General features: G+C 69.1%; 13 protein-coding genes and 4 tRNA genes. 9 read left to right on the forward strand and 8 right to left on the reverse strand.

What is annotated here, in order from left to right; all coding sequences use genetic code 11:
• Positions 1–80: 80 nt before the first annotated feature.
• Entirely contained in the window at positions 81–902 is an 822-nt protein-coding gene (locus AC4FS2_RS05860; RefSeq protein ID WP_491176645.1) for a zinc-ribbon domain-containing protein, read from the forward strand.
• A 32-nt stretch (positions 903–934) separates the two neighbouring features.
• On the opposite strand, the gene AC4FS2_RS05865 is transcribed toward AC4FS2_RS05860, so the two are convergent.
• Entirely contained in the window at positions 935–1,099 is a 165-nt protein-coding gene (locus AC4FS2_RS05865; RefSeq protein WP_491152876.1) for a hypothetical protein, read from the reverse strand.
• A gap of 199 nt (positions 1,100–1,298) precedes the next feature.
• Between AC4FS2_RS05865 and AC4FS2_RS05870 the strand changes: the two genes are divergently transcribed.
• Entirely contained in the window at positions 1,299–1,682 is a 384-nt protein-coding gene (locus AC4FS2_RS05870) for a YciI family protein (RefSeq protein WP_491176647.1), read from the forward strand.
• Positions 1,679–2,722, forward strand: coding sequence for an RNA polymerase sigma factor (locus tag AC4FS2_RS05875; protein ID WP_491176649.1), 1,044 nt, complete (start codon positions 1,679–1,681; stop codon positions 2,720–2,722). The genes AC4FS2_RS05870 and AC4FS2_RS05875 overlap by 4 nt, the downstream gene beginning before the upstream one ends.
• 456 nt (positions 2,723–3,178) lie before the next feature.
• Here AC4FS2_RS05875 and AC4FS2_RS05880 read toward each other — a convergent pair.
• From AC4FS2_RS05880 to AC4FS2_RS05890, 3 genes are all read right to left on the reverse strand, one after another.
• Positions 3,179–3,253: transfer RNA gene (locus AC4FS2_RS05880), tRNA-Val, on the reverse strand.
• 24 nt (positions 3,254–3,277) lie between these two features.
• Positions 3,278–3,351, reverse strand: a tRNA-Cys gene (locus AC4FS2_RS05885).
• A 62-nt stretch (positions 3,352–3,413) separates the two neighbouring features.
• Positions 3,414–3,486 (reverse strand) — tRNA-Gly (locus AC4FS2_RS05890).
• A 146-nt stretch (positions 3,487–3,632) separates the two neighbouring features.
• On the opposite strand from AC4FS2_RS05890, the gene AC4FS2_RS05895 reads away from it, so the two are divergent.
• A tRNA-Val gene (locus AC4FS2_RS05895) sits at positions 3,633–3,705 on the forward strand.
• A 587-nt stretch (positions 3,706–4,292) separates the two neighbouring features.
• On the opposite strand, the gene AC4FS2_RS05900 is transcribed toward AC4FS2_RS05895, so the two are convergent.
• From AC4FS2_RS05900 to zapE, 3 genes are all read right to left on the reverse strand, one after another.
• Positions 4,293–4,811, reverse strand: coding sequence for a type II toxin-antitoxin system PemK/MazF family toxin (locus AC4FS2_RS05900; protein WP_491176651.1), 519 nt, complete (start codon positions 4,809–4,811; stop codon positions 4,293–4,295).
• 78 nt (positions 4,812–4,889) lie between these two features.
• The gene (locus tag AC4FS2_RS05905) at positions 4,890–6,158 is read right to left on the reverse strand and encodes an ammonium transporter (RefSeq protein ID WP_491152863.1); all 1,269 of its coding nucleotides are present in this window, start codon (positions 6,156–6,158) and stop codon (positions 4,890–4,892) included.
• Positions 6,159–6,361: 203 nt separating this feature from the next.
• Entirely contained in the window at positions 6,362–7,402 is a 1,041-nt protein-coding gene (gene zapE / locus AC4FS2_RS05910; protein ID WP_491176654.1) for a cell division protein ZapE, read from the reverse strand.
• Positions 7,403–7,521: 119 nt separating this feature from the next.
• Between zapE and AC4FS2_RS05915 the strand changes: the two genes are divergently transcribed.
• The 3 genes from AC4FS2_RS05915 to AC4FS2_RS05925 all read left to right on the forward strand — a co-directional run bounded on the left by AC4FS2_RS05915 (position 7,522) and on the right by AC4FS2_RS05925 (position 9,635).
• Positions 7,522–8,415 carry a sulfurtransferase gene (locus AC4FS2_RS05915; protein WP_491176656.1) on the forward strand — a complete coding sequence of 298 codons (894 nt, stop codon included), beginning with the start codon at positions 7,522–7,524 and terminating at the stop codon, positions 8,413–8,415.
• A 73-nt stretch (positions 8,416–8,488) separates the two neighbouring features.
• Positions 8,489–8,929 (forward strand): SufE family protein, encoded by a 441-nt coding sequence (locus tag AC4FS2_RS05920; protein WP_491176659.1) that lies wholly within the window; start codon positions 8,489–8,491, stop codon positions 8,927–8,929.
• A gap of 1 nt (position 8,930) precedes the next feature.
• Positions 8,931–9,635, forward strand: a complete 705-nt coding sequence (locus tag AC4FS2_RS05925) for a dihydrofolate reductase family protein (RefSeq protein WP_491176660.1) — start codon at positions 8,931–8,933, stop codon at positions 9,633–9,635.
• Here the strand turns inward: AC4FS2_RS05925 and AC4FS2_RS05930 are convergent.
• The gene (locus AC4FS2_RS05930) at positions 9,604–10,827 is read right to left on the reverse strand and encodes an alpha/beta hydrolase family protein (protein WP_491176661.1); all 1,224 of its coding nucleotides are present in this window, start codon (positions 10,825–10,827) and stop codon (positions 9,604–9,606) included. The genes AC4FS2_RS05925 and AC4FS2_RS05930 overlap by 32 nt on opposite strands.
• A 25-nt stretch (positions 10,828–10,852) precedes the next feature.
• Between AC4FS2_RS05930 and AC4FS2_RS05935 the strand changes: the two genes are divergently transcribed.
• Complete coding sequence (locus tag AC4FS2_RS05935; protein ID WP_491152853.1) at positions 10,853–11,446, forward strand: DUF3000 domain-containing protein; 594 nt, start codon at positions 10,853–10,855, stop codon at positions 11,444–11,446.
• Positions 11,439–12,635 (forward strand): ribonuclease D, encoded by a 1,197-nt coding sequence (locus AC4FS2_RS05940; RefSeq protein WP_491152852.1) that lies wholly within the window; start codon positions 11,439–11,441, stop codon positions 12,633–12,635. Before AC4FS2_RS05935 ends, AC4FS2_RS05940 begins: the two co-directional genes overlap by 8 nt.
• Positions 12,636–12,666 lie beyond the last annotated feature (31 nt).

A 12,666-nucleotide genomic window follows, 5' to 3' on the forward strand; every position in this document is an offset into this window, starting at 1 on the left:
AGGCCCCGCCCCAGCCCACGCCCCGGGCCGCGGCACACCGGCCCGGGGGCGTGGGGGCGGTCGGCGATATGGTCGCGCACATGGCGGAGCGCGTGGAGCTGTGGTGGGCGCGTCGGCAGTTCTCCAAGGGCGTCGACCTCCCTTACGGGGTGGGGACCTACCGCGAGGCGTGGGCGCCCTACCCGATGCTCATCCGGCAGTATCACCCGGAGCTCAACGCCGGCATCACGCTCACGCAGATCCCCCCAGCCGCGGATGTGCTGCTGTGCTGGGAGTGCGACGCCGGTCACCGCTTCGCTGCGACGCCCTCCGAGCAGCGCAACCGGCCGGGGCGGGAACGCCGACGCTCGGCCTGGTGCCCCGACTGCGCCGCCCTCGCCAAGCCCACGCCCGTCCGCACTCGGGACTCGCCGCCCCGGCCCCCCAAACCCCGGCGGGCGCTGTGCGAGAAGACCCCCGCCCTCCCGGCCGGCGAAGCGTTCGTCAGCGATTGCGCGCCGAAGCCGGCCTCGGCCGTGGAAGCCCGGCTGCGCGCCGAGCTGTTCGAACGGCTCGCGCTCACCCCGGGGTTCAACGCCGTCCGCACCGCGCGCCCCTTCTTCGACCATTTCGAGGTGTGGCCGGACATCGTCCTCCCCGAGCTGCGCATCGCCGTGGAGTACGACAGCACCGGCCGTCACGGCCTCGAGCACGTCGGTGCGCGCGAGCAGTCCGACCGTCGGAAGGATCGGCTACTGAGGGCCTCAGGATGGGAGGTCGTGCGTATCCGGACCGGCAAGCTCGAGAAGCTCGGACCCTACGACCAGCAGATGAACACGCTCGGCCGGCACGGCGTCGATCGCCTCATCGAGACCATCCGCGATGTCCGCGGCTCGATCGCGGTCGACGCATATCTGCGCTGAGCCAGCGGCGGCTCAGCCGTGGCGAGAGGACGTCACCTCTTGGCGCGCCGCGCGCGCTCCCGGACGGCACCGAAGGCGATCGTGCCCAGGAAGAGCACGATACCGATGATGCCCAACCACAGCAGGCCTTCGAGGGCGAAACCGACGATCGCCAGCACCGCCCACGCAACGAGCAGGATGACGAGAACTGTCCACATGGCTCAGACGTTACGCCTTCTTCGCAAGCCGGAGGAGCGGGTTGACGCGGACGCGCCGTCGCGTTGTTATGCCACCGAGAGGAATCCCTCCGGCACGCGGCCCCGTTCGTCCCGAAACGGCCGTGCCGATGTCGATCCGGCGGCGGGCGAATCGTCATCAGGGTGAAGCATCCGACAAACCGAGACGGAAGGACATGCCATGCGTTATGCGCTGCTGTTGCACTATCCCGAGATGACCGCCGAAGAGCTGGGGCCGGAGGGGCTCGCCGAGGGGATGCGGGAGTTCGATGAGTATGCCACGGCGCTGGAACAAGCGGGGGTCTTGATCTCCGCCGAGGTGCTGCGACCCTCCGAGGCGACCACGACCGTGCGGGTCGCCGATGGTGCACTTCGGATCCAGGACGGGCCGTTCGCCGACACGAAGGAGCAGATGGGCGGCACGTTCGTTCTCGAGGTGCCCGACCTGGATGCGGCGATCTCGTGGGCCGCGAAGGCGCCTGCCGTGTCGTGGGGGGCCGTGGAGATCCGGCCGTCAGCCACGCACTTCGCCGACGGCGCCTGGCAGGTCTTCGAGTACCGATGACATCGCCGGACGCGGCGCGGGCCGCGGAGCACGCGGTCCGCGCTTCGTACGGGCGGCTCATCGCTGTGCTGTCCGCCCGTACCCGTGACCTCGCAGCCGCGGAGGATGCGCTCGGCGACGCCCTCGAACGCGCGCTACGGGTGTGGCCCGACGCCGGCATCCCCGCCAATCCCGAAGGGTGGCTGATCACCGTGGCACGTAACCGCCTTCGCGATCACTTCGGTTCCGCCGCGCAGCGCACCGCCGCGTCAAGAGCGGATGCAGCGCTGAGTGCGATCGCCGACGATACCGACGTGATCGCCGCCGTGGAGCGGGGCGACGACATCCCCGATCAGCGGCTGCAGCTGCTCTTCGTGTGTGCGCACCCGGCGATCGACGCGGCCGCACGCGCGCCGCTCATGTTGCAGACCGTCCTGGGGTTCGAGGCGGCTCGAATCGCCACCGTCTTCGGCGTAGCGCCCGCCGCGATGGCACAGCGGCTCGTACGTGCGAAGCGCCGCATCCGCCAGGCGGGCATCCCCTTCGTGGTGCCGACGAGGGCCGACATGCCCGACCGGCTTCCCGCGGTTCTCGAGGCGATCTACGGCGCGTACGCCATCGACTGGCTCAACCAGTTCGACAACGTACGGGAGTCGGTGGCCGACGAGGCCCGCTGGCTGGCCGTTCTCGTGGCCAACCTGCTGCAGGACGAGCCGGAGGCATGGGGGCTGGCGGCGCTGTTGACCTTCGCGCAGTCGCGCGCACCGGCGCGCGTCGGACCGGCGTGGCCCGCGCTGGACGATCAGGATCCGACCTCGTGGGACCGCGGCCTGATCGCCGAGGGCGCGGCGTTCCTCCGGCGGGCATCGGCGCTCGGCCGCCCTCTCGGGCGTTTTCAGCTGGAGGCGGCCATCCAATCCGTTCACTGCGACCGCGCACGAACCGGGCTTCTCGACGTCGAGGCGCTCCTCACCCTGTACCGGGGCCTCGTCGTGATCGCACCGACGTCGGGTGCCCGTTCCGCCCTCGCCGCCGTGGAAGCGCGTCACCTCCGGCGCTGACCTCCTAGCGGGCCCGCCGCACGCGAATCCACTCTCCGCATCCCCAGGCGGGTGGAGCTGATCGCGTGCGGCCGGCGGGCCCCGGAGCGTTCGCCCCACCCCCCAGTGGCACGAACACAGGGGCAACGCTATCCGCCGTTTTTTCGTCTTGACGGTTCCTTCTGGAACCCTCGCGCATTCCTTCAGCGCCCCACGCGACGTCGCGCCGTCGAGGGTTGCCGACTTCGTATCGGTGTGGTGTCAAGGGGGCGCGGGCCGCGCCGTGTGCGGGGTTGAGTGTGAGTGTCCGGCCGCCCCATCGGCCGGGTCACCGGGGCTCCCTCGCGACCCGTCTCCCCCACTCAGGTCGCTTGAGGGAGCTCCCCCTGTCGGGGCGGGATGGGCGGGCTCAGCTGCGGCGCAGACGAGAGTCGCGTGCCGGAGAAACCAAAAACCCCCGGAAATCCGGGGGTTTTGTGGTGCGCGATACTGGGATCGAACCAGTGACCTCTTCCGTGTCAGGGAAGCGCGCTACCGCTGCGCCAATCGCGCCTAAAAGGCTATTCATTTGTTGAGTGGAGGTGGCGACGGGATTCGAACCCGTGTAAACGGCTTTGCAGGCCGGTGCCTAGCCGCTCGGCCACGCCACCGCGTGTGGTTCGACCCACGTGCGTGATCGGCTTTCGGGTTTCCCCGGGTGGCGATCCACTCGAGCGGATGACGAGACTCGAACTCGCGACCCCAACCTTGGCAAGGTTGTGCGCTACCAACTGCGCTACATCCGCGTATCCGGGCTTCCCCGGGCACTCGAATGACTTTATCCCATCGCGACCCCTGCTTCAAACCGAGGCGCACCGAGCGTGTCGCGGGGGCCGCGTTCAGCGGCGTCCGCAGCATCCGGTAATATCGACCGAGGTCCTACGGGGCCGACGGGCGATTGGCGCAGTTGGTAGCGCGCTTCCTTCACACGGAAGAGGTCATCGGTTCGAGTCCGGTATCGCCCACTCGACAGAGGCCCGGGATTACGCGGAAGCGGATGCTGGGCCTCCGCACTTCCCGTCAGGGACGAAGCGCTTCTCGCTGAGATGATCTGCCTCCCCCGGCGACCCTCCCCCGGCGACCCTCCCCCGGCGACCCTCCCCCGGCGACCCTCGCCCGGCGACCCTGCCCCTGGGCGAATGGACCAGCCCGGCGACCGGACGCTCTGGACACGTAGTGAAGCCCCCGGCCGGCATCCTCACGGATGCGGGCCGGGGGCTTTGGCTGTCCCAGGCAGTGCCTGGGACAGTGCTCGGCCTGCCGCACGCCTTCGGCTTCTCCCGCATCCCCAGGCGGTCGAATCTCTGCGTGCATCCGGCAGTCCGTCGGTGCCGTTCTCGCCACCCCCAATGGCTCGAACACGTGCAACGCTAGCGGTCACCTGTCGGCCGTTCGTGCGTCTTCACAATTACTTCAGGCACCGTCGCGGATATCTTGCGGGGAACGCAACGGCGAGCGGCCCCAGGGGCGCGGCATCGACCGGGGGAGCATGAAACCGGGCGCTTCGCGACGCCCCGGAGGCATCTCGCGACCCGCCCGACAGCGTCATCGCTCAGGCGCCGGTGCGCCAGCCGTACCGACGATGCAAGGCCGCGGACACGAGGCCGAAGCGGGCGGGGTCGAGGGCGGATGCTTCGCGACGCATGCCGTGCTGGTGCACGCTGTAGAGCTGGCTGATGTCCACCGAGGAGGCACGGTTCTGCGCATCCCACTCCCCCGGACCCAGCGCCACGTAGTCGGCCGACCCGTCGTGCGGGGTGCTCGTCAGTCGCACCGCATAGAGGCGGTCGGCACTCTGCCGCCCGATGACGAGCACAGGGCGATCCTTGCCCCGGCCGTCACGTTCCTCGTACGGAACCCATGTCCACACGATTTCGCCCGCATCCGGCGCGCCATCGGCGTCCGGCGCGTAGGCGACGACCACACCGTGCGACCCCGGCGGCGTCAGGTGCACCGTGGCCGTCGCCTCCGCTCGTCCCGGTCCGCCGTCCGTCGCGATCTTCGGTGCAGCGGCGCCCCGAGTCGAAGGCCGGAAGAGACGGGTGAGCGCGGAGACGAGGCGAGACGGCACACGGACACCCTAGCGAGACCGGGCGCACAGGAAGGGGCGCCGCGGATCATCCGCGACGCCCCTTCGAGGTGGTGTGGGTCAGGACCGGCTGTCGGCCAGGACGTATCCTTCCTCGCCGTGCACGATGGTGTCGATGCCGGCGACCTCGTCCTCGTTCTTCACGCGGAAGCCCATGGTCTTCTCGATCGCGAAGCCGATGATGTAGGCGAGCACGAAGGAGTAGACGAGAACTGCGAGGGCGGCGATGGCCTGCACGAGGAGCTGCGTGAACTCACCGCTGTAGATGAGACCGGTGCTGTTCGCGAAGAACCCGAGGTAGAGGGTACCGATCAGACCACCAACGAGGTGGATGCCCACCACGTCGAGCGAGTCGTCAAAGCCCCACCGGTACTTCAGTTCCACCGCGAGGGCGCAGACGGCGCCGGCGACGAGGCCCAGCACGATCGCCCAGAACGGCGTGAGCGACGCGCAGGCCGGGGTGATCGCGACCAGGCCGGAAACGGCACCGGATGCTGCACCCACGGACGTGGGCTTGCCATCCTTGAGCTTCTCGACGAGAAGCCAGGCCAGCAGTGCCGCAGCGGGAGCGGCGATCGTGTTGACGAACGCGAGGGCGGCGGTGCCGTCGGCGGCGAGCTCGGAACCGGCGTTGAAGCCGAACCATCCGAACCAGAGCAGGCCGGCACCGAGGAGAACGAAGGGCGGGTTGTGCGGGACGTGCACACCCTTCTGGAATCCGACGCGCTTACCGAGCACGAGCGCGAGAGCGAGAGCTGCAGCACCGGCGTTGATGTGCACGGCCGTGCCGCCGGCGAAGTCGATCGCGCCGACGCCGAACCACTCCTGCATCCCGTAGGTGATCCAGCCGCCGTAGGCGAAGCTGCCGTCGTCACCGAGGCCGAAGTTGAATACCCAGCTGGCGACCGGGAAGTAGACGATCGTGGACCACAGAGCGGCGAAGACCATCCAGGAACCGAACTTCGCCCGGTCGGCGATGGCGCCCGAGACGAGTGCGACGGTGATGATGGCGAAGGTGGCCTGGAAGGCGACGAAGGCCAGCGGCGGGTAGGCGGCGCCTTCCGGAGTCTCCAGGAGGCTCGACAGACCGAGCGCCGACCAATCGATCGACCACGGCGCGATGATCCCCTCAGCTCCGGGGAAGGCGATGGCGTAGCCGTAGAGGACCCAGATCACGCCGATGAGGCCCATTGCGCCGAAGCTCATCATCATCATGCTGATGACGCTCTTGGCCTTGACCAGACCGCCGTAGAAGAACGCGAGTCCTGGCGTCATCAGCAGGACGAGTGCTGCCGCTATCAGGATGAATGCTGTGTTGCCTTGATCCATCTCGAAGTGAACCTCTCTGCAGGGACGCAGGTGTAGCGTCGGGTGCTTCCAGTGTCCTCAGCGCGGGTTACCACCGCCCCCCGTTCGGTGTTTCGGGCCTGTTACGTGGTGGGTGCGCGCGTAAACATCGTGTTTCGGCGCAGCGCGAGGATGACAGGAATCCTTGACCGCTGTGCGGCGTCGAGGGTCGAATACGGCCGAGCTCAGGCGTGCGTCAGCGCGACGAGCCGAGAGATCGCCCGAAGGTATTTCTTCCGGTACCCACCGGCGAGCATCTCGGTGCCGAACACCTCGTTCAGCGGCACTCCCGTCGCACGGATCGGGATCTGCGCGTCATACGCCCGGTCGACGAAGGCCACGAGCCTCAGCGCTGCCGACTGGTCCGTGAGTACGGCGACATCGCGCAGGCCGATGAGGTCCAGGTCGTCGAGAAGGCGGATGACGCGCGACGGGTGCACGCGCGCCAGATGCGCCACCAGGGCGGCGAACTCGTCGTCCGATGCCACTCCGTCGGTGCTCACGCGTTCGATGTCCGCCGCGTACTCCTCCGGCGTGCGCACGACGGCCGAGCCGTCGATCGCACGCTGGCGGTAGTCGGTGCCGTCGATGCGGATGGTGTCGAAGCTCGAGGACATGGCGTGGATCTCGCGCAGGAAGTCCTGCGCGGCGAACCGGCCCTCCCCGAGCGCATTCGGCGGCGTGTTGGATGTGGCGGCCAACCGGGTTCCGGATGCCACGAGCTCGCCGAGCAGACGCGTCATCACCATCGTGTCGCCGGGGTCGTCGAGTTCGAACTCGTCGATGCAGAGGAGGTCGGAGCCGCGGAACAGCTCGACGGTGTTCTGGTAGCCGAGGGCGCCGACCAGCGCGGTGTACTCGATGAACGAGCCGAAGTATTTCCGGCGGGCCGGCAGCGCGTGGTAGATCGCGGCCAGGAGGTGGGTCTTACCGACGCCGAAACCGCCGTCGAGGTAGACCCCGGGCTTGGTTTCGGGGCCCCGCTTGGCGCGCCGGAAGAATCCACCCCGTGCGGCCGGTGCACCCTGGCCGGAGAAAGCCAGGAGTCGCTCCTTGGCCTCCTGCTGCGAGGGGTACTCCGCATCAGCGCGATACGAGTCGAACGTGGCCTCGTCGAACTGCGGCGGCGGCACGAGGGCGGCGACCATCTCGGACCCCGTCACTTCCGGGGTGCGATCGACCAGGTGGACGATCCCTGTCCCGGTGGAGGTGCCTGTCGAGGTCATTCGCCATCCTGTGTCGCCGTTTTACGAACGTGGTCCGCGCCCCTGGCAGCGGATCTAGGCTCGAAGGGGCCGTGCCCAGCCTACGCCGAACCACCCACCGCGCTGACCGAGGAGCCACCATGACCGTCGAGTACGACACCACGTCGGAGAAGTTCGCCGAGTACGCCACGCCCGGGCGTCTCGTCACCGGCGACTGGCTCGAGGCCCACCTCGGCGAGCCCGGCCTTGTCGTCGTGGAGTCCGACGAGGACGTGCTGCTGTACGAGACCCGACACATTCCCGGGGCCGTCAAGGTCGACTGGCACACCGAGTTGAACGACCCGGTGGTGCGCGACTACATCGACGGCGCCGGGTTCGCCGAGCTGCTCAGCAAGAAGGGCATCTCGCGGGATGACACCGTCGTCATCTACGGAGACAAGAACAACTGGTGGGCCGCCTACGCGCTGTGGGTGTTCTCCCTCTTCGGACACGAAGACGTGCGGTTGCTGGACGGCGGGCGTGACAAGTGGGTCGCCGAGGGCCGGCCTCTCACGACCGACGCCTCCGCCCGGGAGCGGACCGAGTACCCCGTGGTCGAGCGGAATGATGCGCTCCTTCGGGCCTACAAGGAAGATGTGCTCGCCCACCTCGGCAAACCACTGGTGGATGTCCGCAGCCCGGAGGAGTACTCCGGCGAACGGACGACCGCCCCCGCCTACCCCGAAGAGGGAGCGCTGCGGGCCGGCCACATCCCGACCGCTCAGAACGTTCCGTGGGCCAAGGCGGTCGCCCCCGACGGCGGATTCAAGTCGCGTGCCGACCTCGACTCGATCTACCGCGACGGCGCGGGTCTCAAGGACGGCGATGAGATCGTCGCCTACTGCCGCATCGGCGAGCGCTCGAGCCACACGTGGTTCGTGCTCCAGCATCTCCTCGGGTTCGAGAACGTCCGCAACTACGACGGCTCCTGGACGGAGTGGGGAAGTGCGGTCCGCGTCCCGATCGCCACCGGGAGCGAGCCCGGCGCGGTGTGATCCGCTGACCGCTCTCCCCAGGATCGCTTCCCGATCGGAGCCGGGGAACCCTGCCCGTGGGATGATGGCGTGGATGACCGATATCGCTCTCCCCGCAACGCTGGCCGCCATCCGCGACGAGTTCCTGGAACTCGACGAACCCGAACGGCTCCAGTTGCTGCTCGAGTTCTCGCAGGAGCTGCCCGCTGTGCCTCCCGAGTACGACGGTCACCCCGAGATGTGCGAGCGGGTCGTGGAATGCCAGTCGCCGGTGTACATCGTCGTGGACGTGGATGCGGACGACCGGGTGGCGATGCACGCCACGGCACCGGCCGAGGCTCCCACCACACGCGGATTCGCGAGCATCCTCGTTCAGGGGATCAGCGGCCTGAGTGCGGAGGAGGTCCTGGCCATCCCGGACGACTTCCCGCAGAGCATCGGCCTCACGCGCGCCGTCAGCCCTCTCCGCATCGCCGGGATGACCGGCATGCTCCTGCGCGCGAAGCGTCAGGTACGGGCCAAGCGCGCCGCCTGACATGCGTGTCCGCCAGATCGTCCCCGCGGCCGACCGGGATCACGACATCACCGACGCCGAAGGACGCTCCTGGCTGGAATCCGTCTACGCGTGGGACGGGCCGCGCTACGTGCGGCTCAATATGATCACGAGCCTCACCGGTGCCGCCGTCGGCGTCGACGGCACGAGCGAGACACTCACCAGCCGCACCGACCGAGCGATCCTCGGCATCATCCGTTCGCATGCCGACGTCGTGGTGGTGGGAGCCGCCACCGTCCGGGCGGAGGGGTATCTCCTCCCCCGCCGCTCCGTGCTGGCGATCGTCACCGCGACCGGCGATCTCGACGGACACCGCCTCTCGGAGGCCGCCGACCGCGTGGTCCTCGTCTGTCCGGCAGACCGCGCAGAGTCCGTGCGGGTCCGCGCCGATCTGCCGGCGGCCCAGGTGCTTCCGGTGGCAGGCGAGGGCGAACTCGATCCCCGCGCGATCGTCGATGCGCTGACCGCGCATGGGATGGGCCGCATCGTCTGCGAGGGCGGGCCGACCCTGGCCGGACGGTTCGCCGGAGCCGGCGTGATCGACGAATACTGCCTGACCGTGGCTCCCGTGCTCGAGGCGGTCGAGCGTCCCTTCCTGCCGGTGGCGACACGGGTCGACACCGATGTGGCGGGGATGCTGGTGGACGAGGCGGCGTTCAGCTACGTGCGTCTACGCCCTCGACGGTGAGCCCCTGCCTCCGCAGCCACTCGGTGATCGCCTGCGACCAGCGCTCCTGGTCGTAGTTCCACAGCTTGGTGTGCCGGGCGACAGCGAACGTGTGCATCTCGACGAGGTCGGGACGGGCAGCGGCAAGCCGGTGGGATGCGTCGGAGGGCACGAACCCGTCATCGTCGCTGTGCAGCAGGAGAATGGGGTGCCGCAGCTCGTCGGCGCGGGCGACGCCGTCCAGACGGTCGAACGGAATCGGTGCGCCGGTACGCGCGACAGGAGATGCCCACTCGGATCCGAGCGCGCCGAGGGCGAGCCCGGTCACCGGGGCGGGAAGGTGCATCTGCTTGGCCTGATATTCCAGCACGACCCGCCAGTCGACGACCGGCGACTCGAGGATGAGCCCGACGATCATGTCCTGATGAGGGGAATTCAGCTCCACCTGGAGGGCCACCGCTCCCCCCATCGACCAGCCCATCACCACCACTCGGCGCGCGCCGGCGCGCCGAGCGTGCCCGATCGCCGCATCCACGTCGCGCCACTCGGTGGCGCCCAGCGCGTAGGTCCCCGTGCGGCTGCGGGGAGCGTCGCCATCGTTGCGGTACGACACCAGCATCGACGTGTACCCGAGCGAGTGGAACAGCGGCACCGCACGCAGCGCCTCAGCGCGAGTGGTGCCCCGGCCATGCACCTGGATGACCCAGAGGTCCGAGTCGACAGCCGCGGGGAAGACCCAGGCGGGGCACGGGCCGATCGAGGTCCCGATGAGCTCGTTGCGGAACGGGAGCTGGAGGTCCTCGGGGCGGTCGAAGTACCAGCCACTGAACGCCGCATCCGGGGCCAGGCGTGCACCGCTTCCCACGTGCGTGAGCAGCTTGCGCTTGACCGTGCGCTCATCCTCGGAGAGGACCGATCCGAGCTTGACGTACGGGAGGGTGCCGGTGGTGAACAACCCATAGCGTCCGGGCAGCTCGGTGTCGGCATTGCGTTCGAGGGTGATCGTCTGGGCGCTCGTGTCGAGGTCGACGATCCGGGTGTCTGGCACGCGATCCGCCGGTGTGACCACGCGGCGCGCAACCCGGACGGTGATCGCTCCGATCGCGGTCACCACAGCGCCCAGCGAGATCGCCAGGAGCGCGATCGACGTGCGCAAGGCTGCGGCATGCCGGGGAGAGGCGCCGGGGGTTGCGGCGCGCCTGGAGGCGTTCATCGAGGCCTCACTCTAGTCTGTCGCCGTGACCGACCTTCCTCCCGACGGGTCTCCGACGGAGTTCGCGCGTGCGGCCGACGACCTGCGTTCGCTCGCGTTCCGCCCCGACTTCGCGGTGCGCGAGATCCCCGCGCCGGAAGGCCTCGCGCCCGAGGCCCTCGCCCTCGCCGGTGACGTCCGACCTGACGACGGGGGCGGGCTGGACTCGCCGTACGGCACAGGGCGCTTCATCCTGTTGCACGATCCCGTCGAGCCCGAGCCGTGGGAGGGCGCGTGGCGCATCGTCTGCTTCGCGCAGGCACCGCTGGAGACGGAGATCGGCACCGACCCGATGCTGGCGGACGTGGCATGGTCGTGGCTCACCGACGCCCTCGCCTCGCGTGGCGCGGGCTACCATTCCGCGTCGGGAACGGCCACGAAAACACTGTCGAAAGGGTTCGGCTCTCTGTCCGCCCACGGCGACGGAGCACAGATCGAGTTGCGCGCATCGTGGTCGCCGGAGGGACCCTTCGGCCCACATGTGGAAGCATGGGCTGAGCTGGTGTGCATGCTGGCCGGGCTGCCGCCGGGCTCCGAGGGAATCGCCGTGTTCGGCGCACGAAGGACTGTGAGTGACTGATTACGCCGTGATCGCCGACACGGACGGGTTCTCAGCAGCCGTTCGCGCGCTCGCCGCAGGTACCGGACCCGTCGCTGTCGACGTGGAGCGTGCCTCCGGATTCCGCTATTCGCAACGCGCCTACCTGATTCAGGTGTTCCGTCGCGGCGCGGGCAACTTCTTGTTCGACCCGACGCAGATCGACGACTTCGCTCCGCTGCAGGAGGCTATCGGCGACGCCGAGTGGGTCTTCCATGCGGCGAGCCAGGATCTGCCATCGCTCCGGGAACGTGGCCTCGAGCCCCCCAAGATCTTCGATACGGAGCTTGCGGCACGGCTGTTGGGGCATGAACGAGTGGGCCTGGGCGCCGTGGTCGAGTCGACCCTCGGGATCACTCTGGCGAAGGCCCATTCGGCCGCCGACTGGTCCACGCGACCGCTTCCGCAGTCGTGGCTGGAGTATGCGGCTCTGGATGTCGCCCACCTCCTGGATGTGCACGACGCCCTCGTCGTCCAGCTCGAGGAGCAGGGGAAGACCGCTTACGCCGCCGAGGAGTTCGAAGCGGTGCGCACGCGCACGCCGAAGCCGCCCCGTGAAGACCCGTGGCGCCGGCTGAGCGGGCTGCACACCGTGCGCGGGCGTCGCTCGCTTGCCGTCGCGCGCTCGCTGTGGCAGGCCCGTGAGGACTTCGCGCGGGAACAGGACGTCGCCCCCGGCCGCCTCGTGCCCGACCGATCGCTCGTGGCGGCCGTGCTCGCCGATCCCCAGTCCAAGCAGGAACTCGCGAGCATCAAAGAGTTCAACGGCCGCGCCAGCCGATCGCAGCTCGACCGGTGGTGGAACGCCATCGTGGAGGGTCGCGCCGCGGAGGAACTTCCTCCCGACCGTGTGCCCTCCGACACGCTTCCTCCCCCGCGGGCCTGGGCCGATCGCAATCCGGAAGCCGACGCCCGGTTGCGCGCGGTGCGCCCCGTCGTCGAGGCGCGCGCGGAAGAGCTCGGGATGCCGACGGAGAATCTGCTCACGCCCGACCTGCTCCGCCGGCTCGCCTGGGCGCCGCCGCTCGACCCGACCGCTGACGAGATCGGGCTCGCCTTGCGGGAACTCGGTGCGCGCGAGTGGCAGATTGAGCAGACCGCACAGCTAATCGCCGATGCCTTTGTAGAATCCGTCAAAGAGCCGGACGAGGCCTCGTCCGAGGATTCGTAGGTTCGATCCAACCGATTCGGGGCGGCCGATG

This window comes from Microbacterium sp. Z10_103 (assembly GCF_058310455.1).